We start from the raw sequence: 23,632 nt of genomic DNA, 5'->3' as shown, positions 1-23,632 counted from the left end.
GGGTGGCTAGTCTTCAGGCGTGACGACCGAGTTGGCCCTGCTGTCCGAAGTCGCCTGCCGTGGGCGGGAGATCACCGCTCCCCGGCTGCGCGGGCTGGTGGCGTTGCTCGCCGGGGACCTGCGGGCCGGGTGCAGCACGGGGCGGCTGGTGGAGGGGCTGTGGCCGGACGGGCTGCCGGAGCGGCCGGGCAAGGCGGTGCAGGTGCTGGTGTCGCGGCTCAGGGCGCAGCTGGGTGGTGAGCTGGTCGTCAGTACGCCGACCGGGTACCGGCTGGCGCTGGAGGAGGCGCAGGTCGACAGCTCCGCGTTGCTGCTGTTCGAGGCGGGGAGCGCCGAGCGGGCGCGGGCGGGGGATCACGCGGGCGCCCTGGCGCAGGCCGAGGCGGGCTTGGCTCTGTGGGACGGGAGCGTGGGGGCCGGGGCGGGAGAGGACCTGCACGATCCGGTGGTGGCGCTCCGTACCGACCGGCTCCGGGCGCACCGCTCGCTCGTTCGTTCCCGTGCGCTCGCGCTCGCCCGGCTGGGGCGGCGGGAGGAGGCCGCGGTGCCGCTGGCCGAGCTCGCCCGGGAGCTGCCGCGGGACGAGGAGGTGCTGGCGGAGCTGCTGCGGTGCGAGGCGGACACCGTGGGCCGTGCCGCCGCGCTGACCCGGTACGACGCTTATCGGCGGCGGCTGCGCGAGGAGCTGGGGACCGATCCGGGTCCCGGGCTCAGGTCCCTCTATCAGGAGTTGTTGAGCGCGGACGCGCCTCGGGTCCGGCAGGGAGTGCCGCACGAGCCGAACCCGCTGCTGGGGCGGGACGCCGACATCTCCGCCGTGGCGGGGCTGCTGCGCGCGGCCCGGGTCGTCACCGTCGTGGGCCCCGGTGGGCTGGGCAAGACCCGGCTGTCCCATGCGGTGAGCCGGGCTGCCGAGCAGCCCGTGGTGCACTTCGTCCCCCTGGCCGGTGTCACCGCCGACGACGACGTCGCCGCCGAGGTGGCCTCGGCGGTGGGCGCCGGCGAGGGCCGGCAGTTCACCGGGGGCGGCGACGCGGTCGGCGGCATCGCCGGCGCGCTGGGTACGGGGCCCACGCTGCTGGTGCTGGACAACTGCGAGCAGGTGATCGCCGGCGTGGCCGACCTGGTCCGGGCGCTGGTGTCGCGGTCGAAGGAGCTGCGGGTCCTGACGACCAGCCGGGCTCCGCTGGGGCTGACCTCGGAGTCCGTGTACGCCCTGCCGGAGCTGTCCCTCGCCACCGCGGTCGAGCTCTTCGAGCAGCGGGCGCGGGCGGCCCGGCCCGGCGTGGACCTGCCCGCCGACCGGGTCGCCGAGATCTGCCGCCACCTGGACGGGCTGCCGCTCGCCGTGGAACTGGCCGCGGCCCGGGTACGGGTGCTCTCCGTGGCCGACATCGCACGCCGCCTCCGGGACCGTTTCGCGCTGCTGCGCGGCGGCGCCCGTGACGCGCCCGAGCGGCACCGCACGCTGCACGCTGTGGTCGAGTGGAGCTGGAACCTGCTGGAGCCCGACGGCCAGGCCGCGCTGCGCGCGCTGTCGGTGTTCCCGGGCGGCTTCGCCGAGGACGCGGCGGAGTACCTGCTCGGTGGGACGGGGGACGCGCTGTTCCTGCTGGAGCAGCTCGCCGGTCAGTCCCTGGTCAAGGTGGACGACAGCCCGGCCGGGACGCGCTTTCGCATGCTGGAGACCCTGCGGGAGTTCGGCGCCGCCCGGCGGGCCGAGGCGGGCGAGGAGGAGGTGGTGACCGACCGGTTCCTGGACTGGGCCCGGGACTTCGGCCGCGAGCACCACGATGTGCTGTTCAGCAGCGACCCGGCGCCCTCCTGGAACCGCATACGGGCCGAGCAGGACAACCTCGTCCTCGCGCTGCGGCACGCGCTGGCCCGGTCCGACGGGCCCACCACCGCCGCCCTCACCGCCGTACTGGCCTCGCTGTGGGCCACCGACTCCCACTTCACCCGGCTCGCCGCGCTCATCGCCGACACCGGCGGGCCGCTGTCCCACTTCCGCCCCGGCCCCGAGGACGTGGAGCCGGCCCGCACCGCGGCGGCCGTGTGCACGGCCAGCCTCTTCATGGCCCACGGCCCGCACGCCATGCGGCAGTTGGTGACGCTGCGCAGGCTGCCGCCCGCTCCGCCGGACACGCTGCTGCGGGCGCTGGCCGTCGTGCTGTGCGCCGTACCGGACATCCACCCGCCGGAGTACGCGCTGCTGCGGGAGCTGTGTGACGCGGAGGAACCCCTGCTGGCGGGTGTGGCGGCGTGCTTCGCCAGCTACGCGTGGGACGCGGCGCACGAGACGGAGCGCGCGCTGGAGTACGCCCGTCGGATGCTCGACGCGCTGGAGCCGCTCGCCAACCCGGCCATGCAGCTGCTCTGTCACGGACGGATCAGCGAGCTGTGCCTCCAGTCCGAGCGGGGCGCGGAGGCGTACGACCATCTGCGCGCCGCGCTCGCCGCCCTCGACCGGTTCGGCGACTGGTCGGACTCGATCGGCGTGCGCTGGGGGCTGGTGCTGGCCTGTCTTCAGCGCGGGGAGGTCGACGAGGCGGAGTACTGGCTGGGGCTCGCGGCCCTGGAGCAGCCGCCGGACTCACCGCAGATCTACACCCCCGATCTCCTGGCACGGGCGGAGATCGCGCTGGCCCGGGGGCTGACGGAGGTCGGGCTCGGGCTCTGGCGCCGGGCGGTGGAGCGGGTGCGGGAGGACAGCCTGCTGTATGCCGGTGATCCGTTCGTGCATCCCTGGTCGCTCCAGGTGCAGTCGGCCGCGCTGGCGGCACACGCGCAGCACGGCCGGCTGGAGCCGGTGGCCGGGCTGGCCGGGCAACTGCGGGAGCGGCTCCTCGGGATGCTGTCCGGCTCGTCCGGCACCGGGGATTCGTCCGGCACCGGGAGTTCGTCCGGCACCGGGGGCTCGTTCACCTCCGACTCGTCCGGCTCCCCCAGCACCTCGAAGTCCCCTGACTCCCCCGGCACCTCGAAGTCCCCTGACACCCCCGGCACCTCCGACTCCCCCGGCTCCCCCGTGGAACTGCCGGTCTACGGCACGGTGTTGCTGGCGCTCGGGCTCGCCGGGCTGGCCCGGGGCGAGACGGCGGCCGTACGGCTGGTGGCGCTGGCGGAGCGGATGCCGGTGGTGCGGGACTTCCCGACCCTGTCCTCGGCCCGGTCCCGGCAGGCGGCCGAGAACGCCGACAGGGCGGCGTACGCCGACGCGAGGTCGAGGTACGCCGCCCTGGGGCGGGAGGAACTGCGGGCGGCGGCACTGCGGGAGCTGAGCGCCGGGTGATCCGCGAGAGGCCGGGCGCCGGCTGAGCCCGCCGGGGTCAACGCCGCGGCTCCCGGTTGAACTGCGCCTTGGACCACAGGTAACCCAGCACGGTCAGCACCAGGCACCAGGCGACGGCGAGCACCGCGTTCTTCGTGCCGATCCCGCTGCCGAGCAGCAGCCCGCGCAGGGTCTCGATGGCGGGCGAGAACGGCTGGTACTCGGCGAACCAGCGGAACCAGCCCGGCATGGCGTCCACCGGCACGAAGGCGCTGGACAGGAACGGCAGCATCACCAGGGGCGTCCCGGTGTTGCTGGCCCCCTCGGGGTTGGGGCTCACCAGGCCGATGCCGACCGCGAGCCAGGTCAGCGCCAGGCTGACCAGCGCCATCAGCCCGGCCGCCGCGATCCACTCCAGCGGCGTCGCGTCGGGCCGGAAGCCGATGGCCAGGCCGATGCCCAGCAGCAGCACCAGGGCCATCAGCGTCTGGATCACACTGCCGAACACGTGGCCGATCAGCACGGAGGCGCGGGAGATGGCCATGGTCCGGAACCGGGCCATGATGCCCTCGGTCATGTCGGTGGCCACCGACACGGCGGTGCCGAGCGAGGTCATGCTCACGGTCAGCAGCAGGATGCCGGGGACCAGGTAGGCGACGTAGTCGGCGCGGTCCGCGTGTCCGCCGTTGATGCCGGCGCTCATCACGTCGCCGAAGACGTAGACGAAGAGCAGCAGCAGGATGACCGGGGTGAGCAGGAGGTTCAGGGTGAGGGAGGGGTAGCGGCGGGCGTGCAGCAGGTTGCGCCGCAGCATGGTGAGGTTGTCGCGGAAGGGGCGGCCGGCGGCGCTCATCGGGCGGTCTCCTTGTCGGTGGACTGGGAAGGTACGGGGCTCGCGGTGAGGGCGAAGAACACGTCGTCCAGGTCCGGGGTGTGGACGGACAGCTCGTCGGCCTCGATGCCGGCGGCGTCGAGCCAGTCGAGGACGGCGCGCAGTTCGCGCTGGCTTCCGTCGCTGGGGATCTGGAGGGTGAGCGCCTCGTCGTTCCGGGTGGCCTCGCGCAGCGCGGTGGCCGCCCCCTCGTACGCCACCGGGTCGGCGAAGCGCAGCCGCACGTGCCCGCCGGGGACGAGCCGCTTGAGCTGCTCGGCGCTGCCGTCGGCGACGATCTTTCCTCCGTTGAGCACCGCGATGCGGTCGGCCAGCTGGTCGGCCTCCTCCAGGTACTGGGTGGTGAGGAAGACGGTCGTACCGCCGGAGACCAGTTCGCGGATGATCTGCCACATGGTGTGGCGGGAGCGCGGGTCGAGGCCGGTGGTCGGCTCGTCCAGGAAGATGATCCGCGGGCTTCCGACCAGGGTCATGGCGATGTCCAGGCGGCGCTTCATGCCGCCGGAGTAGGTGGAGGCGGGCTTCTTCGCGGCCTCGGTGAGGTCGAACCGTGCCAGCAGCTCGGCGGTGACGCGCCGTCCCTCGTGCTTGGAGAGGTGGTGCAGGTCCGCCATCAGGAGCATGTTCTCCTCGCCGGTGATCAGCCCGTCCACGGCGGAGAACTGACCGGTGACCCCGATGGCGGCCCGCACCGCCTGCGCCTCGGCGGCGAGATCGTGCCCGGCGATCCGCGCCTGTCCGCCGTCGGGGGAGATCAGCGTGGACAGGATGCTGACCGCCGTGGTCTTGCCGGCACCGTTGGGCCCGAGGAGGGAGAAGACGGTGCCGGCGGGCACGTGGATGTCGATGCCGTCGAGGACGGTCTTGTCCCCGTAGGACTTGCGCAGCCCGGTGGCCGCGATGGCGAGTTCGTCTGCGTCCGTTGTCGTCATGCCGCAGAGCGTGCGGCCCGGGCGGTTCAGCGTGACTTCAACGCGGTTTCAGCCGGCCGGGGACGGGACCGGGGCGGTGAAACCCGCGAGTCGTTCGGCGATCCGGGACCATCGGACCGGGCCCACCAGACCGGGCCCGCCAGACCGGGCCCATCAGACCGGGCCCATCGGTCCGGAGCCATCAGACCGAGGCCACCAGACCGGGCCCATCGGTCCAGGGCCATCACACCGAGGCCACCAGACCGGGCCCATCGGTCCAGGGCCATCACACCGAGGCCATCGGTCGGGGCGTCCGGAGCCGCCGTCCCCGTCAGCTCTTCGCCATCAGCTCCGCGCAACCCGGGTACCCCGCGGACCGCGCCCCGGGCACTCCCGCGGACCGCGCCCCGGCACCCCCGCGGACCGGTGCGCCCGAGTAGCCCGGCGCGGCCGGGATCTAGGCTTCCAGACATGAAGGAAGCCCCGTTGAACTTCTGGTCGCTCTACAGCCACGGCTTCGCGCGGATCGCCGCGTGCACCGGCCACACCGTCATCGCCGACCCGCAGGCCAACGCCGAGTCGGTCCTGCGCCTGGCGCGCCGGTGCGCGGACGAGGGCGTCGCCGTCGCCGTCTTCCCCGAGCTGGGCCTGACCGGCTACTCGATCGAGGACCTGCTGCTCCAGGACGCGCTGCTCGACCAGGTCGAGGCGGCGCTGCGGACCATCGTGGCCGGGTCGGCGGAGCTGCTGCCGGTGCTGGTCGTCGGCGCCCCGCTGCGCCACCGCCACCGGATCTACAACTGCGCGGTGCTCGTGCACCGCGGCCGGATCCTCGGTGTCGTACCGAAGTCGTACCCGCCCACCTACCGCGAGTTCTACGAGCGCCGGCAGATCGCCGACGGGCACGACGAGCGGGGCGGGACCATCCGGATCGCGGGTGCCGAGGTGCCGTTCGGGGTGGACCTGCTGTTCGCGGCCGAGGACGTGCCGGGGCTCGTGCTGCACACCGAGATCTGCGAGGACATGTGGGTGCCGGTGCCGCCGAGCGCGGAGGCCGCCCTCGCCGGGGCGACCGTGCTGGTGAACCTCTCGGGCAGCCCGATCACGGTCGGCCGGGCCGAGGACCGCAAGCTGCTGTGCCGCTCGGCGTCCTCCCGCTGCCTCGCCGCGTACGTCTACGCGGCGGCGGGCCTCGGCGAGTCGACCACCGACCTGTCCTGGGACGGGCAGACCATGATCTACGAGAACGGGGTGCTGCTCGCCGAGACCGGCCGCTTCCCGCTCGGCGACCAGTACGCGGTCGCCGACGTGGACCTCGACCTGCTGCGGCAGGAGCGGCACCGGATGGGCACCTTCGACGACAACCGCCGGGCCCACGCCGCCCGGACCGGTGACTTCCGGACCGTCTCCTTCGAGCTGGACCCGCCGCTCACCGACCTCGGGCTGCGCCGGCGCGTGGAGCGGTTTCCGTTCGTGCCCGCCGACCCCGAGCGGCTCGCCCTGGACTGCTACGAGGCCTACAACATCCAGGTCGCCGGGCTCCAGCAGCGGCTCGCGGCGATCGGCGGGCCGAAGGTCGTCATCGGCGTGTCCGGCGGCCTGGACTCCACGCACGCGCTGATCGTCGCCGCCCGGGCGATGGACCGCGCGGGCCGGCCGCGCGGCGACATCCTGGCCTTCACCCTGCCGGGCTTCGCCACCAGCGACCACACCAAGGACAACGCGCACAAGCTGATGCGGGCGCTCGGCGTCACCGCGGCCGAGCTGGACATCACGCCGACCGCGCGGCTGATGCTGAAGGAGATCGGCCACCCGTTCGCCTCCGGGGAGCCGGTGTACGACGTCACCTTCGAGAACGTGCAGGCCGGCCTGCGCACCGACTACCTGTTCCGGCTGGCCAACCAGCGCGGCGGCATCGTCCTCGGCACCGGCGACCTCTCCGAGCTGGCGCTCGGCTGGTCCACGTACGGCGTCGGCGACCAGATGAGCCACTACAACGTCAACTCGGGGGTGCCGAAGACCTTCATCCAGCACCTGATCCGCTGGGTGATCAACAGTGGCCAGTTCGACGAGGAGACCGGCGGGATCCTGGCCGCGATCCTGGACACCGAGATCAGCCCGGAGCTGGTGCCGGGCGAGGAGATGCAGTCCACCGAGTCGAAGATCGGCCCGTACGCGCTGCACGACTTCACCCTCTTCCAGGTGCTGCGCTACGGCTTCCGGCCCTCCAAGATCGCCTTCCTGGCCTGGCACGCCTGGCACGACGCGAAGTCCGGCGCCTGGCCGCCGAACTTCCCCGAGGCCAAGCGGGTGGCGTACGACCTGCTGGAGATCCGGCACTGGCTGGAGGTGTTCTGCCGCCGCTTCTTCGCGTTCTCGCAGTTCAAGCGCTCGGCCATGCCGAACGGCCCGAAGGTGTCGGCGGGCGGCTCCCTCTCCCCGCGCGGCGACTGGCGGGCCCCCTCGGACGGCAACGCGGAGGTGTGGCTCAGGGACCTCGCCCGCTTCGACTTCGACAGCGCGGCGGCCGACCGGTAGCCGGGGGCGGTGACCGGTGCCTTTGGCCGGTGCCGGTCAGGTGTTCCAGGTCTCGTCGTAGGGGTCGCGCGGTGCCGGGACCGGACGGGTGGAGGTGACCCTCAGGCAGGGGATGGGGCCGTCGTTGACCGGGTCGTGGGTGAGCCCGGGGGCGTACGCGCCCGTCACCTCCGGCCAGGCGTCCGGGCGGAGGACCGGCGGCAGGGCGCCGGTCAGCGCGATCTTCACCGGCTGGGCGTCCGCGGCACAGCGGTTGAGGGCCATACGGACCAGGTAGGGCCGGCCCGCGTGGTCCAGGGCCAGGAAGCCGGTGACCCGGACGGCACGGCCGTGCAGGGAGCGGCCGTGTCCGTAGGCCGCGCGGGAGCCGTAGTCGACGACGGAGAGCGGCACCGGATCGCCCGCCGGCAGCAGCACGCCCAGCACCAGGAAGGGCAGTGCCTGGACGGTCACCACCATGAACACCGTCGTCCGGCTCTGCATCAGCGGAGTGCCCGAGGGCCCCGCGGATCGGCGACTGCGCGAGCACGGCCGGCAGGAGCACCAGGGTCAGGGCCGGCGGGGAGCTGAGCCGCCGGTTCCGCGGGTCCCCGTCACGGCTCACGTCCGTACCCGGCGGGGCGTCTTCGGTGATGGCCACGGGCGGTTCCCTCCGGCTGCTGCTCTCCCTCCCCTTGCCCACGCGGGTGCCGGCACGGGCGTTCAGACCGTTGCTGGAACCACTCGGCTCCTTGGTGCACTCTTTCCCTCGTGGCGAGCGTTCCGTATCAAGGGGGGCCGGCGTCTCCGCCGGCGCACATGGTGGTGTGCGGTGACGACGGGCTCGCGCACCGGCTGGCCGCCGAGTTGCGCGGGGTCTACGGCGAGCAGGTCACCCTCGTCGTGCCGCCGAACGAGCGCACCGTCCGGCCCCCGGTGGTCGGCCGTGCCCGGTCCGCGTCGGCGGCGCTGTTCGACCGCGTGGTCAGCGCCGCCGTGGGCACCGTCGGCCGCTCCGGCACGGGCGGGCAGCCCGCCGGTGCCACGGCCGGCCAACACCCCGACGGGGAAGGGGTGCTGGAGGCCGCCGAGCTGACCGAGGCGGTGCTCGCCGAGGCCGGGGTGGCCCGGGCCGCCGCGCTGGCCCTCGTGTACGACGACGACGAGACCAACATCCGGGCCGCCCTGACCGCCCGCCGGCTCAACCCCCGGCTGCGGCTCGTCCTGCGGCTCTACAACCGGCGGCTGGGCCAGCACATCGAGGAACTCCTCGACCAGGCAGCCGCGTTGGCCGCGGGGGGCGACGGCGGCCCCGGCACCGCCGCCGAGGCCTCCACCACCGTGCTGTCCGACGCCGACACCGCCGCACCCGCGCTGGCCGCGACCGCCGTCGCCGGCACGAGCAGGGTCGTCCAGACCGAGGGCCTGCTGCTGCGGGCCGTGGAACGGCCGCTGTCCGGGGACGGCCCCGGCACCGGGCTGTACACGCTCGCCCTGCTCTCGGGCGGCGACCCGGCCGGCACCGACGGCCCCTACGGCGCCGGGGAACAGCAGCCCCGGCTGCTCCCCGACGACGAGGAGGTCCGGCAGGCCGCCGGACGGCAGGCCGTGGTGCTGGAACACGTCTCCGCCCCGGCCGGTGGCGAGTCCGCCGCGCCCGCCCGTCGCGCGATGACCGGCGTACCGCCGCTCGGCTCCCTCTTCTCCCGGCGGCTGCGCTGGTCCCTGGCCGTGCTCGCCGGCTGCGTGGTGGGCCTCGCCGTCGCCCTGTGGCTGGTCACCGGCATCCATCCGCTGCGCGCCTTCTACATCACCCTCCTCGACCTGTTCGCGATCGACGACCCGGCCCTCAGGGAACCCCTGGGCCGCCAGCTCCTCCAACTCCTCTCCGCGCTCGTCGGGTTGCTGCTGCTGCCGTTGCTGCTGGCCGCCGCGCTGGAGGCGTTCGGCACCTTCCGCACCGCCTCCGCCCTGCGCAAGCCACCGCGCGGCCTGAGCGGCCATGTCGTCCTGCTCGGGCTCGGCAAGATCGGCACCCGGGTGCTGACCCGGCTGCGGGAACTGAACATCCCGGTGGTGTGCGTCGAGTCCGACCCGGAGGCGCGCGGGCTCGCCACCGCCCGCCGGCTGCGGGTGCCGGTGGTGCTCGGGGACGTCACCCAGGAAGGCGTCCTGGAGGCCGCCCAGATCCAACGGGCCCAGGCCCTGCTCGCGGTGACCAGCTCCGACACCACCAACCTGGAGGCCGTGCTCTACGCGCGGACCGTACGGCCCGATCTGCGGGTGGTGCTACGGCTGTACGACGACGACTTCGCCACCGCCGTCTACCGCACCCTCCGCACCGCCTACCCGCAGGCGCTGACCCGGAGCCGTAGCGTCACCCACCTGGCCGCCCCGGCGTTCGCCGGGGCCATGCTGGGGCGGCAGGTGCTCGGGGCCGTCGCCGTGGAGCGGAGGGTGCTGCTGTTCGCCGCGGTGGACGTGGACGGGCATCCCCAGCTGGAGGGCCGCACCGTGCGGGAGGCCTTCCAGGCCGGGTCCTGGCGGGTACTGGCGCTGCTGGGCCGCGCCGACACCTCTTCCTCCCATGTGCTGGGGAAGGGCGACCGGGTGGTCGTCGCCGCCACCCGAAGAGGTCTCGCGGAGCTGCGCTGACCAAGGGCCCGTCCTAGGCCGGCAGGTGCCGGGCCGCGAATTCCAGTTCCAGTCTCACCTGCTTGATCCGCTCGTCCACCACCAGCGAGCCGTGGCCCGCGTCGTACCGGTACACCTCGTGGACCGCGCCCCGGGTCTCCAGTCGCTTGACGTAGTTGTCGATCTGGCGGATCGGGCAGCGCGGGTCGTTGACGCCCGCCGAGATGTGGACGGGGGCCTTGACCTGGTCGACGTACGTCAGCGGGGAGGACGCCTCGAAGCGCTCCGGGACCTCCTCCGGGGTGCCGCCCAGCAGGGTGCGGTCCATGGCCTTCAGGGACTCCATCTCGTCGTGGTACGCGGTGACGTAGTCCGCGACGGGCACCACCGCGATGCCCAGCGCCCAGGCCTCCGGCTGGGTGCCGACGCCGAGCAGGGTCAGATAGCCGCCCCAGGAGGCGCCGGTCAGGATCAGGCGGGCGGGGTCGGCGAGACCGGAGGAGACGGCCCAGTCGCGCACCGCCGCCACGTCCTCCAGCTCGATCAGGCCGACCCGGTGCTTGAGGGCGTCCGTCCAGGCGCGGCCGTAGCCGGTGGAGCCGCGGTAGTTGATGCGGACGACCGCGTAGCCGTGGTCCACCCAGGCGGCCGGGCCGGCGGCGAAGGAGTCGCTGTCGTGCCAGGTCGGGCCGCCGTGCAGGTCGAAGACGGTGGGGAGGGGACCGGTGGCGCCCGCCGGCTTCTGGATCAGGGCGTGGATCCGGCCGCCGGGGCCCTCCACCCACACGTCCTCCACCGGCACCGACGCCGGACACGCCATGCCCGGCGGGTCCAGCACCACACCGCCGGCCGTGGAGTGGACCGCCGGGGGCTCGGCCGCCGACGACCACAGGTACTCCACGCTGCCGTCGGGGCGGGCGGTCGCGCCGGAGACCGTGCCGGGCGGGGTGGGGATGCGGGTCAGCTCGCGGGCCGCCACGTCGTAGCGGAACAGCTCGCTGCGGGCCTCGAAGCCGTGGACGATGAGCAGGGCCGAGCCGTCCGGGTACCACTCGGCGCTGACGTCACCGGGCAGGTCCAGGGCCAGGTCGGTCTCCTCCCCCGTGGCCACGTCCCACACCAGCGGCTCCCAGCGGCCCCGGCGCTGGTGGCCGATGAGCAGCCGGGTGTCGCCGTCGACCGGGGCGAAGCCCAGCACCTCCAGGCCCAGTTCCTCGGTGCCGCCCTTGGTGTCGTCCAGCTCGGCGACCGTCGTGCCGTCCGGGCGCAGCACCCGCAGGGCCGCGTGCATGGCGTCGCCGTGCTCGGTGTGCTCCACGGCGATCAGGGAGCCGTCGTGCGAGAGGTCGCCGACGCCCGCCGACTCGCGGTGGCGGTAGATCTCCACCGGGTCCGCGCCCTCGCGGGCCAGGTGGATCGTCGTCCCCTCCTCGTCCGTGGAGCGGCCGACGACCGCCGTGCGGCCGTCGCGGGACAGGGCAAGACCGGCCGGGTAGGACGGGTCGAGACCGGGCACGGCCGGCTCGTCCGGGCCGCCCGTGAAGGGCTGGCGGCGCCAGATGCCGAACTCGTCGCCGTCCTTGTCGTCGAACCACCAGATCCACGCGCCGTCCGGGGAGAGCACGCCGTCCGTCGTGCCGTTCGGCCGGGCCGTCGCCTGGCGCTGCTCACCCGTCGCCCTGTCCCAGGCGTACAGCTCGTACGTCCCCGTCGCGTTCGACACGAACAGGGAGTGGTCCGGCGCGTCCTCCGCCCAGTCGGGCAGCGACACCCGCGGCGCCCGGAAGCGCTTCTCCCAGTCCGGCATGTCCGGTGTGTGCTGCGTGCTCGGCGTACTGCTCTCGTTCATGGCCCCAGTCATGCGCCCATAGTGCCTGGCCGCGCCGACAATTGGGTGGCGGGTGCGCACAGCCTGTGGATAACTTCCGCGTCGAGACCGTGCGGGTACTCCCTGAGGGCGAGCAAGGGCTGACCCGAGGCATGGACACCGGGGTGGGCGCCGTACCGTGGAGGGCGTGTACCGGTTTCTGCTGACACCCCGCTGGTGGGGCATCAACGTCTTCTTGCTGCTCGCCGTCCCGTTCTGCGTCTTCATGGGGTCGTGGCAGCTGAGCCGGTTCGAGGGGCGGGTGCAGGACCACCGCGCCGCGACCGAGCAGGCCGCCTCCGACCGGGGCGAGGCCGCGCGCCCGCTGGACTCGATGCTGCCCGTCGACAAGAGCACGGCGGGGCGGCGGGTCACGGCGAGCGGGCGGTACGGGGAGCAGTTGCTGGTGCCCGGGCGGGAGCTGGACGGCAAGCGCGGCTTCTACGTCCTGACGCTGCTGCGCACCGGTTCCGGCAGGGCGCTGCCGGTGGTGCGGGGGTGGCTGCCGGGTACGGCGGACGCGGCGAAGGCGCCCGCGCCGCCCCGGGGTGAGGTCACCGTCACCGGTGCGTTGCAGGCGCCCGAGACCCCCGGGGACAACGGGGTCAGCGCGCAGGGCGGGCTCCCCGCCGGGCAGACCTCGGCGATCAGCCCGGCGTCGCTGGTGAACCTGGTGCCGTACCGGCTGTACGACGCCTGGGTGACCCTGGACAAGGGGGACGCCGGGATGAAGGCCGTGCCCGCGAGCGCGCCGAGTGGTACGGGGCTGGACCTCAAGGCGTTCCAGAACCTCGGTTACACCGGCGAGTGGTTCGTGTTCGCGGGCTTCGTGGTCTTCATGTGGTTCCGCTTGCTGCGTCGCGAGCTGGAGTTCCAGCGGGACGCCGCGCTCGGGCTGGTGCCGGAGGAGTCGGAACAGTCCCCGGTGCCGGCCGGCTGACCCGCGCCCCGAAGGGATGCGGGGAGCTGCGCGACCGGCCACGACGGGCCCGTGGCCGCGCACGCTCCCCCGGACGGACGGCGTCGGGGCACCCCGCTCTCAGCGGAGCGTCAGGCGCCCGCGAGCACCCCGGTGTAGTAGACCGTCCCCGCGCACGCCCCGGGCACCACGGCCGTCGCCGTCGGCGAACCCCCCTGTGCCGTATGGGTCACCGTGACGCTGCCGTCGGCCGTGCCGTCCTCGGTGGCGAGTTGCGGGGTCGTGCCCTCCGAGCCGGTGCTGTCGGTCGTGGCGTCGGCGGCGCTCTGGGTGGGCGACGGATCGGGCGACGGGCCGGTCGGGCCGGGGTCGCCCGGACTGCTGTCGCCGCCGGTGGTGGGGCAGGTCTCCGAGGGGACGAAGGCGAACTTCTCCTCGTAGGCCGCGCCCGGCTGGAGGACCAGCCCGGTGACCTCCTGCGACGGGTCGGGCAGGGCGGTCGCCGCGTCGCCGGCCACGTGCCGGGCGGTGAGGATCTTGGCCGGGTCGGCGGCACCCTGGGCCATGGGCGTGATGCCGCCGGCGCCGGCGACCGTGCAGGCGGTGCCGGAGATGTTGGTGACGCGGAAGGTGCCGTAGACGACCCCCGCGGTGTCGGGCGCGTTCGCGCTGCCGGTGGCGGAGCCCAGCTGGGTCGCCGTGCAGAGCGGGACGCCCGAGGACGGCGTGGCGGTGGGGTCGGCGGCGCCGGTGGAGCCGCCGCTGCCGCCGGGCTTCGTGTCCTTGTCGTCGGGCGGGCCTGACTCCTTGCCGGGCTCGACCGTCGTACCGCCGGCGCCCTTCGGGTCGCCCTTGCCGGTGCCCTTGTCCTTGCCCTGCCCGGTGCCGCCCTGGGCCTGGGAGGACTGGCCGGCCATCGCGGTGTTGGGGTCGGAGCCGCCGGCCTGGGAGACGTGCACGAGGGCGGGGATCGCGGTGCCGATGAAGAGGGCCGCCGCGGCCATGCCGACCACTGCCTGGCGCTTGCGGGCGCGGCGGGCGGGGACGGCCCGGCGCAGGTGGTCCAGGGTGCCGGTGCGGGGTTCGATGTCGTCGACCGCCGAGTGCAGCAGCCGGCGCAGGGCCAGTTCGCCGGAGTCGGGCCCGTCCAGGCTGTGGACTCCGTCGAGCCTCTCCGGGCCCTTGTCGTCGGGGCCGTGGTTCACAGTTCCGTTCCCAGCGTGCGATGGCGTGTGCTGTTGCCCGTTGCCCTCCCTCGGCTCGTGCCAGGCGTAGGGCTCGTGGCGTTCATGGGAGGCGCCCTCGTCGGCGTGGTCACTCATGCCGGGGTCCCCATGGCGACCCGCAGCGCGGCGATGCCCCGCGAACCGTACGCCTTGACGGAGCCCAGGGATATGCCGAGCGTCTCGGCGACCTGGGCCTCGGTCATGTCCGCGAAGTAGCGCAGCACGAGCACCTCGCGCTGGCGGCGCTGGAGTCCCTTCATCGCCTTGATGAGGTCGCGGCGCTCCAGCTGGTCGTAGGCGCCCTCTTCCGCGCTCGCCATGTCGGGCATCGGCTTGGAGAGCAGCTTCAGGCCGAGGATGCGCCGGCGCAGCGTGGAGCGGGAGAGGTTGACGACCGTCTGCCGCAGGTAGGCGAGGGTCTTCTCGGGGTCGCGGACGCGCTTGCGGGCCGAGTGGACGCGGATGAAGGCCTCCTGGACGACGTCCTCGCAGGAGGCGGTGTCGTCGAGGAGGAGTGCGGCCAGGCCGAGCAGCGAGCGGTAGTGCGCCCGGTAGGTCTCGGTGAGGTGGTCCACGGTCGTGCCGGCGGCCTCGGTCGCCACGGCACCCGCGGATTCCTCGGCGCCGTCACGCTGACTGGGTATGCGGGCGGGCCGCGCTGCGGGCATGGGCGCGATCACCGGCATGCCGCCGGGCGGGCGGGGCCGGAGCGCCGCGCGGGGCCGCAGGGCCGTACCGCCGCGGGCCACACTGAGTTCGAGTACCTCTGCCACGCCTGTTGGACACGCTTCCCCCCTCGGGGGTTGTACGTGCCGGGCGTCACATGTGCGACAACCGGCGGTGCCTCAAGTGCCGTCATGCGTCCCGCTCTTCCGTTATGTCCCATATGAACGGGCGCCCCCACGCCCCGACCACGGCGTCCCCACGCCAGGATCATCACGTCCCCAGGTCCCGCAAGGGTGACCGCAAAGACGCTCCCCGCCTCCGCACGGTTGCGGAAGGCGGGGAGGGAAATCCTCTGTCGTCGGCGGGAGTGGTTCAAGGGATTTGGACCATGCTCCCGGCCACAGTCTTTACGGAGATCCTACAAAGTTCAACAGCTACGCGGGGGTGGACAGCTCCGCCGCGATCAGCTCCGCGATCTGCGCGCAGTTCAGCGCCGCGCCCTTGCGGAGGTTGTCGCCGCACACGAAGAGCTCCAGCGCGGTGGGGTCGTCCAGGGCCCGGCGCACCCGGCCCACCCAGGTCGGGTCGGTGCCCACCACGTCGGCGGGGGTGGGGAACTCGCCGGCGGCCGGGTCGTCGCACAGCACCACGCCCGGCGCGGTCGCGAGGATCTCGCGGGCCCCGTCGACGCCGACCTCCCGCTGGAAGCGGGCGTGGACGGTCAGCGAGTGCGTGGTGATCACCGGCACCCGGACGCAGGTCACCGCGACCGGCAGCGCCGGCAGGCCGAGGATCTTCCGGGACTCGTCGCGGACCTTCATCTCCTCCGACGACCAGCCGTCCTCCCGCAGCGACCCGGCCCACGGTACGACGTTCAGCGCGACCGGCTCGGGGAACGGCCCGGTGTCGTCCCCGACGGCCCGCCGCACGTCCCCGGGCTTGGTGCCCAGCTCGGTCCCGGCCACCAGGGACAGCTGGGCCCGCAGCGTCTCCACGCCGGCCCGCCCGGCCCCGCTCACCGCCTGGTACGACGACACCACGAGCCCCCGCAGCCCGAACTCGGCGTGCAGCGCGCCCAGGGCGACGATCATCGTCAGGGTCGTGCAGTTGGGGTTGGCGACGATCCCGCGCGGCCGGGACCGTACGGCGTGCGCGTTGATCTCGGGCACGACGAGCGGCACGTCCGGATCCATGCGGAAGGCGCCGGAGTTGTCGACGACGACCGCGCCGCGCGCGGCGGCGACCGGCGCCCACTCGGCGGCGACCTCGTCCGGGACGTCGAACAGCGCGATGTCGACCCCGGCGAAGGCGTCCTCCGTCAGGGCCACCACCTCGACCTCCTCGCCGCGCACGGCCAGCTTGCGGCCGGCCGAGCGCGGGGAGGCGATCAGGCGGATCTCGCCCCAGACGTCCGCGCGCTGGGACAGGATCTGGAGCATGACCGTGCCGACGGCTCCGGTCGCTCCCACGACCGCGAGCGTCGGCCTGCCGGTCATCGGACCGTGTCCCGGCTCATCGGCCGGTGCCGCCGTAGACGACGGCCTCGTCGCTGTCGGAGTCCAGACCGAAGGCGGTGTGGACGGCGCGGACGGCCTCCGGCACGTCGTCGGCGCGGGTGACCACCGAGATGCGGATCTCGGAGGTCGAGATCAGCTCGATGTTCACACCGGCGTCGCTGAGCGCCTCGAAGAACCCGGCGGTGACGCCCGGGTTGGTCTTCATACCGGCGCCGACCAGGGAGATCTTGCCGATCTGGTCGTCGTAGCGCAGCGAGTCGAAGCCGATGCCGGAGCGGTTCTTCTCCAGCGCGTCGATGGCCTTGCGGCCCTCGGTCTTCGGCAGCGTGAAGGAGATGTCCGTCAGGCCCGTGGAGGCGGCGGACACGTTCTGCACGACCATGTCGATGTTGATCTCGGCATCGGCGATGGTCCGGAAGATCGCGGCGGCCTCACCCGGCTTGTCCGGCACGCCGACGACCGTGATCTTGGCCTCGGAGGTGTCGTGCGCGACACCGGAGATGATGGCCTGCTCCACCTTCTTGTCCCCAATCGGCTCATTGCTGACCCACGTGCCCTGGAGTCCGCTGAAGGACGACCGGACGTGGATCGGGATGTTGTAGCGGCGGGCGTACTCCACACAGCGGTGGAGGAGCACCTTGGAACCGGAGGCCGCGAGCTCCAGCATGTCCTCGAAGGAGATCCAGTCGATCTTCTTCGCCTTCTTCACCACGCGCGGGTCGGCGGTGAACACGCCGTCGACGTCGGTGTAGATCTCGCAGACCTCGGCGTCGAGCGCGGCGGCGAGCGCCACGGCGGTGGTGTCGGACCCGCCGCGGCCCAGCGTGGTGATGTCCTTCTTGTCGGCGCTCACGCCCTGGAACCCGGCGACGATGGCGATGTTGCCCTCGTCGAGAGCCGTCCTGATCCGCCCCGGCGTGACGTCGATGATCCGGGCTTTGTTGTGGACCGAGTCGGTGATGACGCCTGCCTGGCTGCCGGTGAAGGACTGGGCCTCGTGGCCCAGGTTCTTGATCGCCATCGCCAGCAGGGCCATGGAGATCCGCTCTCCGGCGGTCAGCAGCATGTCGAATTCCCGCCCGGCAGGCATGGGAGAGACCTGCTCGGCGAGATCGATCAGCTCGTCCGTCGTGTCGCCCATCGCGGAAACGACGACGACAACCTGGTTGCCGTTCTTCTTCGCTTCCACGATCCGCTTGGCGACGCGCTTGATGCCTTCGGCATCGGCTACGGAGGAGCCTCCGTACTTCTGCACGACAAGGCCCACGTGCGCTCCTCGCTCGGTTCGTTTGTGTCGGCTCAGTCTATCGAGCGTCCGAATTCCACCACCCTGCTCCCGCATGGTGAGACATCCGCCCGCTCGGTCTCGACCCCTGCCCAGCGATCGCCGCACCACTCGGAAAGTGCCCTGGCTCACAGTGTGCGCCGGCGGACCGGCCCCGGCAGCGTGGCGCGCACACTCCCGGAGCGGTGTCCGGGCTCAAGCCCCCGGCCGGCCTGCGCCTCCGGTGGCCGCCGAACCGATGTCCCCGCCGGCCGCGATGGAGCGGGCGCCCGAGGCGCGCACATCGCCGGTGCCCGGCGCGCCCGGTGCCGGCGGCGCGGGCGGGGTCGGAGAAGGCGGCGTGGCCGCGCCGCCCGTGGAAGCGAAACCGATGCTGCCGCCCGCCGCGACGGCGCCCTCGCCGGACGCCTCCACCCCGCGCGCCGGAGCCGGGGGCGCCGGCGTCGAGCCGCCGAACTGCGTGATCGCCGCCAACACCAGACCGACCACGCCGACCGCTCCGCCGGCCACGCTCGCGACCTGGTCCGCCGCTCCCAGATCGACGAAGGCGAGAGCGACCAGCGTGCCGACACCCACGGCGCAGATGCCCAGTCCGGCCCATGCCCACGGCTTCAACGTCATGGGGGCATCATGCCTGCGCCACCGCCGCGGCAAACCCGGCCGGCGGCCGGTCCGGCGGCTTCAGGAGCCCTCGGGCCGAGCGGTCTCGCCCAGGACGGAACCGAACGCCTCCATCACCCGCAGCAGCGGCGTCATGACGGAAGGGTTCTCGCTCAGCTGGGAGAACAGCTCCCGCAGGAGGGCGGTCGCTGCTTCTTCGTAGCGCTCGTCCCGGGTCGTCCCGTACACCAGGAACAACGCCAGCTGGGCCTCCAGAACGCCGGTGCTCGCGTCACCCAGCACACGCCGGGACGTCTCCAGGTCCCGCTCCGCCTTCCGCACGTCCTCCTCCGTGGTGCGGGGGAGGAACTCGTCGAGGGGACCGAGGGCCGTCACCTGGTCCACCAGGACGCGCACCAGACCGAGCAGGTCCTCCCGGTCCCCTTCCTCGGCGACGGAGAAGAGTCCCGCGACGGTCTGGTTCATATCCGGGTGGAAGACCGGGCGGCGCGCCAGCACGGTGTCCAGATTCCTGACGGAGAGAGTCACGGGATGTTCCTCGCCCAGGGCACGTCGGCAGTCCTTGAGCAGTTCCGCGCGCATGTCCCGGGTACCGGCCTCCCCCGCGGTGTCGTCGAGCGCCATGACGAGGTCGTAGCGGGCCCTGAGGGCGTCGGGGTGGTCCGGCCCCCGCAGCCGGACCAGGCCCGCGAGGCACTCCTCGGCCAGCCTCACGGCTCGGTCGGCATCCCCCTTCAGCCAGACGATCCGGCGCAGGTTCGAGAGGGCGTCCAGGGTCACGAGGTGGTCCGCGCCCAGGATCCGCGTGCAGTCCGCCACCACCGTCTCGGCCAGCGGAGCCGCCTGGGCGAGAGGGCGCAGCATCCGCGTCACCCGCGCGAGCGCGACCCGCACCTGAAGGGTCTGCTCGGCCTCCGCGCCGTGCAGGCGCAGGGATCCCGCCTCGGCCCGGCGCAGCAGCTCCATCCCCCGTGCGGCGGCCTTCCCCCCGGAGCCGAGAAGGTAGTCCCCGGTGCGTGCCAGCAGCCGGACCATCGCCGCGGTGTCGTCCTCGCACCGGACGTGCTCGGCCAGCGCCTCGGCATGCGGAAGCAGGGAACGCATCACCGGCCAGGCGGACGGCTCGTCCATGTCCTCGGGCAGGGACACCGCCAGCGCGTCCACCGCCGCGCCGCGCGCCGCCTCGACCGCCTCCCTGCCACGATGCCGGTCGCCGGCGCTGTGGGTACGGGACACCGCCTGCACCAGCCGGTGCACGGACACCGTGTCGCCGGAGAGCGTGATCATGCTGTGGGCGGCCAGCCGGCCGAACGCCCGGCGCACGGCGAGGGATCTGTCCAGCGAGGCGAACAGGCCGCGCGGGATGCCCTCGGACGCGTACCAGGCCAGCATCAGCAGGATCCGGACGGCCAGGGGGTCGTCCGCGAGGCGGTCCAGCGTGACGTGCCAGACACGCGCCACGGTGCGTTCGTGGTCGCCGCCCTCCGTGGTCTCCGCGTACATGTCGGCGGGCGACTTCGCCAGGTCCTCAAGGTAGGCCGAGACCGTGCAGTGCGTCATCCGGCAGTAGGCCGCCGCCTGGGTGACCGCCAGCGGGAGATGGCCCAGTTCCTCGCAGAGCCGGGCGGCATCCGGGTCCGCGCCGCGTATCCGCGTGAAGAGGCGCACCGCGTCCTGCGGGGAGAGCACGCTCAACGGCACCTCTTCCGCGATGCCCTGCCATCCCGCCGTCAGCCGGCTGGTGATCAGGAAGCGGCCCGAGGTCACCCTGGCCAGCAGGGGCACGACATCCGCCGGGTGCGCCACGTCGTCCAGGACCACGAGCCAGCCGGTGTGAGCCGTGAGCCAGCGCAGGGCCCACTCGCCCATCTGCTCCCGGGGCAGCACGGTGACGAGGGAAGGCTGGAGGACGGCCGCGAGGTGGGCGAGTCCCGCATCGATCGCGGCGCGGCTGTCGGCCTTGATCCACCACACCGGCCCCGCCCCGGTGTGTTCGGACGCCATGCGTGCGACGAGCGTCGACTTACCGATGCCACCGAGCCCGTGCACCACATGGACCAGTGGCCGGCCGGGCGTGCCCTGCGCGTCGTGCAGCAGCGCGAGCTGGGCGTCCCGCCCCAGGCAGAGGTCGGCCCGGAAGGGCAGGTTGGTGAGCCGGGCCGGGGCCTGCACCGACTCGGCCGGCGGACACGCGTCCGGCAGCAGCGCGGCGACGTTCTCGATGTGCAGACCGACCGCACCCGGGCCGGTGACCGCCTGACCGATGCTCCCACCGGCGGCGACGGCACTCGAACCGGAGGCATCGGCGGTCGGCCGACGGTCGAACAGGGCACTCATGTGCCCATGATGACCGCCGGACGCGGGAACCGTCAGGCAGTCGGCAGGAGTTGGGCGGGGACGCCCGCCCGGAGAGCCGGGCGCCGGCCACGAGAAGCGGCTACTGCCCGGGGCGGATCCCCAGGGGCCCGCCGATCTCCTCGGCCATGACGCGGCCCGCCTCGAACTCCAGGGTCTCGTCGCCCATGGCGGCCTGGTCGGTGTCGAGGCCGTCCAGTTCGTCCAGGGGCTGGTCGAGGCGGACGTGGATGAGGACGGACTGGAGGGCGCGCAGCACCGCCGAGGCCGTCGGTCCCCAGTTGGAGAAGTAGGAGAACTGCCACCACCACAGGGCCTCGGTGGTGCGGCCCGCGCGGTAGTGGACCATGCCGTGGCGGAGGTCGGTGATGATGTCGGCGAGGTCGTCGGAGAGCCGGGCCGGCACCGGCGCCTTGCGGGGCTCGTACGGGTCGAACACTTCGGAGTAGACGTCGATCGGGTCCAGGAGCCGGGCGTAGTTCTCGCGCAGCTCGTCCACGTCCGGCTCGGGGCCCGGGTCGGGCTCGTAGCGCTCCTCGGGGACGATGTCCTCGTGGGCGCCCAGCCGGCCGCCGGCCAGCAGGAGCTGGGAGACCTCGAGGAGGAGGAAGGGGACCGCCGATTCGGGCTCGTCGCCCTTCGCCACCTCCGTGACGGCCACCAGGAAGCTCTCGACCTGGTCCGCGATCTGGACCACGAAGTCGTCCGGGTTCTGCGTCGAGGCGTGCAGCGTGGCGTCAGACATCTAGGAGTCGTCTCCCCTCGAAGGCGCGGCCCAGGGTCACCTCGTCCGCGTATTCCAGGTCCCCACCCACCGGGAGGCCGCTGGCCAGGCGGGTGACCTTCAGGCCCATGGGCTTGATCATGCGGGCGAGGTACGTCGCCGTCGCCTCGCCTTCCAGATTCGGGTCCGTGGCCAGGATCAGTTCCGTGACCGTCCCGTCGGCCAACCGCGCGAGAAGTTCTCGTATACGCAGGTCGTCGGGTCCCACGCCCTCGATCGGGCTGATCGCGCCGCCGAGCACGTGGTACCGGCCCCGGAACTCGCGGGTGCGCTCGATCGCGACGACGTCCTTCGGTTCCTCCACCACACAGATGACGGAGGGGTCGCGGCGCGGGTCGCGGCAGATGCCGCACAGTTCCTCCTGCGCCACGTTGCCGCAGGTCGCGCAGAAGCGGACCCTCGCCTTCACCTCCAGGAGCGCCTGCGCGAGCCGCTTCACGTCCGTCGGCTCGGCTTGCAGGATGTGGAAGGCGATCCGCTGCGCGCTCTTGGGACCGACGCCGGGCAGCCGCCCCAGCTCGTCGATGAGGTCCTGGACCACGCCTTCGTACAACGGACTGCCCTTCCTGGAGACCTTTCGGTACGTACGGTAGTTGCCTCGCGCCTCCGCCCGGAAGGCGGAGGCGTCAGAACGGCAGGCCCGGGATGCCGCTGCCGCCGCCCAGCCCCTGGGCCAGCGGGCCGAGCTTCTGCTGCTGGAGCGCCTGCGCGTTCTCGTTGGCCGCCTGGACGGCCGCCACGATCAGGTCGGCGAGGGTCTCGGTGTCCTCCGGGTCCACCGCCTTCGGGTCGATCTTCAGCGCCCGCAGCTCACCGGCGCCGGTGACGGTGGCCTTCACCAGACCGCCGCCCGCCTGCCCGTCGACCTCCGTGTTCGCCAGTTCCTCCTGCGCCCGTTGCAGGTCCTGCTGCATCTTCTGGGCCTGCTGGAGCAACTGCTGCATGTTGGGCTGGCCACCACCGGGGATCACGATCAGCTCCTCGCCGTCTTCTCCGACGTTCTTGGTCCGACGTCTTTCTCTGACGTTTTTCTCCGTCGTGAATGAGCCTACGTGGTCCACGCGGCCACTGCTCCGCCACTCTTTCGAGTGAGAACAACGTGAGTCCTATACCTGATCAAGGCCCTCTTACGGGCGGAAAAGTCGGGAAAGCTCCCTCTCCGCCACCCGTTGGGCGGTAGGAAGGTGGCCGCGCGTCGACAGGGAATGTCACGCTATGTGACCGGTCGTGAGCAGTAGGGAGTGCCGGGTGGGTCAGCCGGAGATGCAGCCCGAGGGTCCGCCTCAGGACGGGCGGGGCGAGGGTGCGGCCGGGCTGCGGCCGGGCGATCTGACCGGGCGGGCCTTCCCGCTCGGGGACTGGGGCGAACCCGCCGAGCGGCTGGACGAGCTGTACCGGTGGGTGGAGCGGCGGGCGCTGGAGACGGCCGCCTGGTACCTGCGGGACCGGGTGTGGAAGCGGCGCGGGGCGCGCGTGCTGCGGGTCGGGGCGGCGGCCGGGGCCGTGGCCGGGGCGGCGCTGCCGCTGCTGGATCTGACCGGGGCGGCCGGCGGGGTCGCGCCCTGGGGCTGTCTGGCACTGCTGCTCGCCGTGTCCTGCGCCGGCATCGACCGGTTCTTCGGGGTCACGTCGGGCTGGATAAGGGACGTGGCCACGGCCCAGGCGGTGCACCGGCGGCTCCAGGTGTTGCAGTTCGACTGGGCGTCGGAGTGCGTGCGGGAGGTGCTGGGGCCGGCGGAGGGTACGGCGAGCGAGGCGGCCGAGCGGTGCCTGTCGGTGCTGCGGCGGTTCTCGGAGGACGTCACGGAGCTGGTGCGCACGGAGACGACCGACTGGATGGTGGAGTTCCGCACGGGGGCGGCGCCGCTGGGCATCCAGACGGCGGTGGCGACGGTGCCGCGCCAGGAGGCCGGGGGCCCGGGTGCCCGCTTCCCCCTGCCACCGGCGAACGGCAGCCGCCCGAACATGCCGCGGCAAAGGCCCCCGGAGCCGCGGTAGGCACTGCCGACGGGTTCCGCCCGCCCGCGGCCACGGCGGTGGGCAGCCCCCCGAAGGCGCGCGGGGACCCACGCGACCAGCCACGACGCACCCGCACCCCCTTCGCCCGCAGCGCCAGGTTCAGCTCGCTTCGGCCGACGGCACCGGGCAGACCGGCCACCGTTCGCCC

Annotated in this window: 17 protein-coding genes and 1 pseudogene; 5 read left to right on the top strand and 13 right to left on the bottom strand. The window is 73.2% G+C overall.

Annotated elements, in window-relative coordinates; genetic code table 11:
- Positions 1–19: 19 nt before the first annotated feature.
- Positions 20–3,292 (top strand): ATP-binding protein, encoded by a 3,273-nt coding sequence (locus IE294_RS29675; RefSeq protein ID WP_189891115.1) that lies wholly within the window; start codon positions 20–22, stop codon positions 3,290–3,292.
- Between the two features lie 37 nt (positions 3,293–3,329).
- On the opposite strand, the gene IE294_RS29670 is transcribed toward IE294_RS29675, so the two are convergent.
- Both IE294_RS29670 and IE294_RS29665 read right to left on the bottom strand, forming a co-directional pair.
- Entirely contained in the window at positions 3,330–4,124 is a 795-nt protein-coding gene (locus tag IE294_RS29670; protein WP_189891113.1) for an ABC transporter permease, read from the bottom strand.
- On the bottom strand, positions 4,121–5,095 hold the full coding sequence (locus IE294_RS29665; RefSeq protein ID WP_189891111.1) for an ATP-binding cassette domain-containing protein: 975 nt from the start codon (positions 5,093–5,095) through the stop codon (positions 4,121–4,123). Before IE294_RS29665 ends, IE294_RS29670 begins: the two co-directional genes overlap by 4 nt.
- A 450-nt stretch (positions 5,096–5,545) precedes the next feature.
- Here IE294_RS29665 and IE294_RS29660 point away from each other — a divergent pair, with 450 nt between their 5' ends.
- Positions 5,546–7,612 (top strand): NAD(+) synthase, encoded by a 2,067-nt coding sequence (locus IE294_RS29660; RefSeq protein WP_189891109.1) that lies wholly within the window; start codon positions 5,546–5,548, stop codon positions 7,610–7,612.
- A 36-nt stretch (positions 7,613–7,648) separates the two neighbouring features.
- On the opposite strand, the pseudogene IE294_RS29655 reads toward IE294_RS29660, so the two are convergent.
- Positions 7,649–8,023: pseudogene (locus IE294_RS29655) on the bottom strand (TIGR03943 family putative permease subunit); the annotation flags it as partial.
- A gap of 387 nt (positions 8,024–8,410) precedes the next feature.
- Between IE294_RS29655 and IE294_RS29645 the strand changes: the two are divergent.
- Complete coding sequence (locus tag IE294_RS29645; protein ID WP_189891107.1) at positions 8,411–10,246, top strand: NAD(P)-binding protein; 1,836 nt, start codon at positions 8,411–8,413, stop codon at positions 10,244–10,246.
- Positions 10,247–10,259: 13 nt separating this feature from the next.
- Here IE294_RS29645 and IE294_RS29640 read toward each other — a convergent pair whose 3' ends face one another.
- Positions 10,260–12,074, bottom strand: coding sequence for a S9 family peptidase (locus IE294_RS29640; RefSeq protein ID WP_189891138.1), 1,815 nt, complete (start codon positions 12,072–12,074; stop codon positions 10,260–10,262).
- 166 nt (positions 12,075–12,240) lie between these two features.
- On the opposite strand from IE294_RS29640, the gene IE294_RS29635 reads away from it, so the two are divergent.
- Complete coding sequence (locus IE294_RS29635; protein WP_189891105.1) at positions 12,241–13,032, top strand: SURF1 family protein; 792 nt, start codon at positions 12,241–12,243, stop codon at positions 13,030–13,032.
- A 110-nt stretch (positions 13,033–13,142) separates the two neighbouring features.
- On the opposite strand, the gene IE294_RS29630 is transcribed toward IE294_RS29635, so the two are convergent.
- The 9 genes from IE294_RS29630 to IE294_RS29590 form a co-directional block, all read right to left on the bottom strand.
- On the bottom strand, positions 13,143–14,216 hold the full coding sequence (locus IE294_RS29630) for a hypothetical protein (RefSeq protein WP_189891136.1): 1,074 nt from the start codon (positions 14,214–14,216) through the stop codon (positions 13,143–13,145).
- 113 nt (positions 14,217–14,329) lie between these two features.
- Complete coding sequence (locus tag IE294_RS29625; RefSeq protein ID WP_078629588.1) at positions 14,330–15,010, bottom strand: SigE family RNA polymerase sigma factor; 681 nt, start codon at positions 15,008–15,010, stop codon at positions 14,330–14,332.
- Between the two features lie 327 nt (positions 15,011–15,337).
- Entirely contained in the window at positions 15,338–16,399 is a 1,062-nt protein-coding gene (locus IE294_RS29620; protein ID WP_189891103.1) for an aspartate-semialdehyde dehydrogenase, read from the bottom strand.
- Between the two features lie 16 nt (positions 16,400–16,415).
- Positions 16,416–17,687, bottom strand: a complete 1,272-nt coding sequence (locus IE294_RS29615) for an aspartate kinase (RefSeq protein WP_189891101.1) — start codon at positions 17,685–17,687, stop codon at positions 16,416–16,418.
- A gap of 213 nt (positions 17,688–17,900) precedes the next feature.
- Positions 17,901–18,326, bottom strand: coding sequence for a hypothetical protein (locus IE294_RS29610; RefSeq protein ID WP_189891100.1), 426 nt, complete (start codon positions 18,324–18,326; stop codon positions 17,901–17,903).
- Positions 18,327–18,386: 60 nt separating this feature from the next.
- The gene (locus IE294_RS29605) at positions 18,387–20,663 is read right to left on the bottom strand and encodes a tetratricopeptide repeat protein (RefSeq protein ID WP_189891098.1); all 2,277 of its coding nucleotides are present in this window, start codon (positions 20,661–20,663) and stop codon (positions 18,387–18,389) included.
- Positions 20,664–20,763: 100 nt separating this feature from the next.
- A complete protein-coding gene (locus IE294_RS29600) occupies positions 20,764–21,426 on the bottom strand; it encodes a DUF5063 domain-containing protein (protein WP_189891096.1) in 663 nt (220 codons plus the stop codon).
- Positions 21,419–22,018 carry a recombination mediator RecR gene (gene recR, locus IE294_RS29595; RefSeq protein ID WP_103814721.1) on the bottom strand — a complete coding sequence of 200 codons (600 nt, stop codon included), beginning with the start codon at positions 22,016–22,018 and terminating at the stop codon, positions 21,419–21,421. Before recR ends, IE294_RS29600 begins: the two co-directional genes overlap by 8 nt.
- A gap of 73 nt (positions 22,019–22,091) precedes the next feature.
- Entirely contained in the window at positions 22,092–22,436 is a 345-nt protein-coding gene (locus tag IE294_RS29590; protein ID WP_014673986.1) for a YbaB/EbfC family nucleoid-associated protein, read from the bottom strand.
- A 277-nt stretch (positions 22,437–22,713) separates the two neighbouring features.
- Between IE294_RS29590 and IE294_RS29585 the strand changes: the two genes are divergently transcribed.
- On the top strand, positions 22,714–23,463 hold the full coding sequence (locus tag IE294_RS29585) for an SLATT domain-containing protein (RefSeq protein ID WP_189891094.1): 750 nt from the start codon (positions 22,714–22,716) through the stop codon (positions 23,461–23,463).
- Positions 23,464–23,632: the final 169 nt, after the last annotated feature.

The sequence above is a fragment of the Streptomyces canarius genome (assembly GCF_014650735.1).
Lineage (GTDB): Bacteria > Actinomycetota > Actinomycetes > Streptomycetales > Streptomycetaceae > Streptomyces > Streptomyces olivaceoviridis.
This window is presented reverse-complemented; position numbering and strand designations above follow the sequence as displayed.

Bases quoted from the DNA above. Each gene is read 5' to 3' on its own strand.
- IE294_RS29670 (WP_189891113.1), bottom strand. From the start codon at position 4,124: ATGAGCGCCGCCGGCCGCCCCTTCCGCGACAACCTCACCATGCTGCGG.
- IE294_RS29665 (WP_189891111.1), bottom strand. From the start codon at position 5,095: ATGACGACAACGGACGCAGACGAACTCGCCATCGCGGCCACCGGGCTG.
- IE294_RS29660 (WP_189891109.1), top strand. From the start codon at position 5,546: ATGAAGGAAGCCCCGTTGAACTTCTGGTCGCTCTACAGCCACGGCTTC.
- IE294_RS29645 (WP_189891107.1), top strand. From the start codon at position 8,411: ATGGTGGTGTGCGGTGACGACGGGCTCGCGCACCGGCTGGCCGCCGAG.
- IE294_RS29640 (WP_189891138.1), bottom strand. From the start codon at position 12,074: ATGAACGAGAGCAGTACGCCGAGCACGCAGCACACACCGGACATGCCG.
- IE294_RS29620 (WP_189891103.1), bottom strand. From the start codon at position 16,399: ATGACCGGCAGGCCGACGCTCGCGGTCGTGGGAGCGACCGGAGCCGTC.
- IE294_RS29610 (WP_189891100.1), bottom strand. From the start codon at position 18,326: ATGACGTTGAAGCCGTGGGCATGGGCCGGACTGGGCATCTGCGCCGTG.
- IE294_RS29605 (WP_189891098.1), bottom strand. From the start codon at position 20,663: ATGAGTGCCCTGTTCGACCGTCGGCCGACCGCCGATGCCTCCGGTTCG.
- IE294_RS29600 (WP_189891096.1), bottom strand. From the start codon at position 21,426: ATGTCTGACGCCACGCTGCACGCCTCGACGCAGAACCCGGACGACTTC.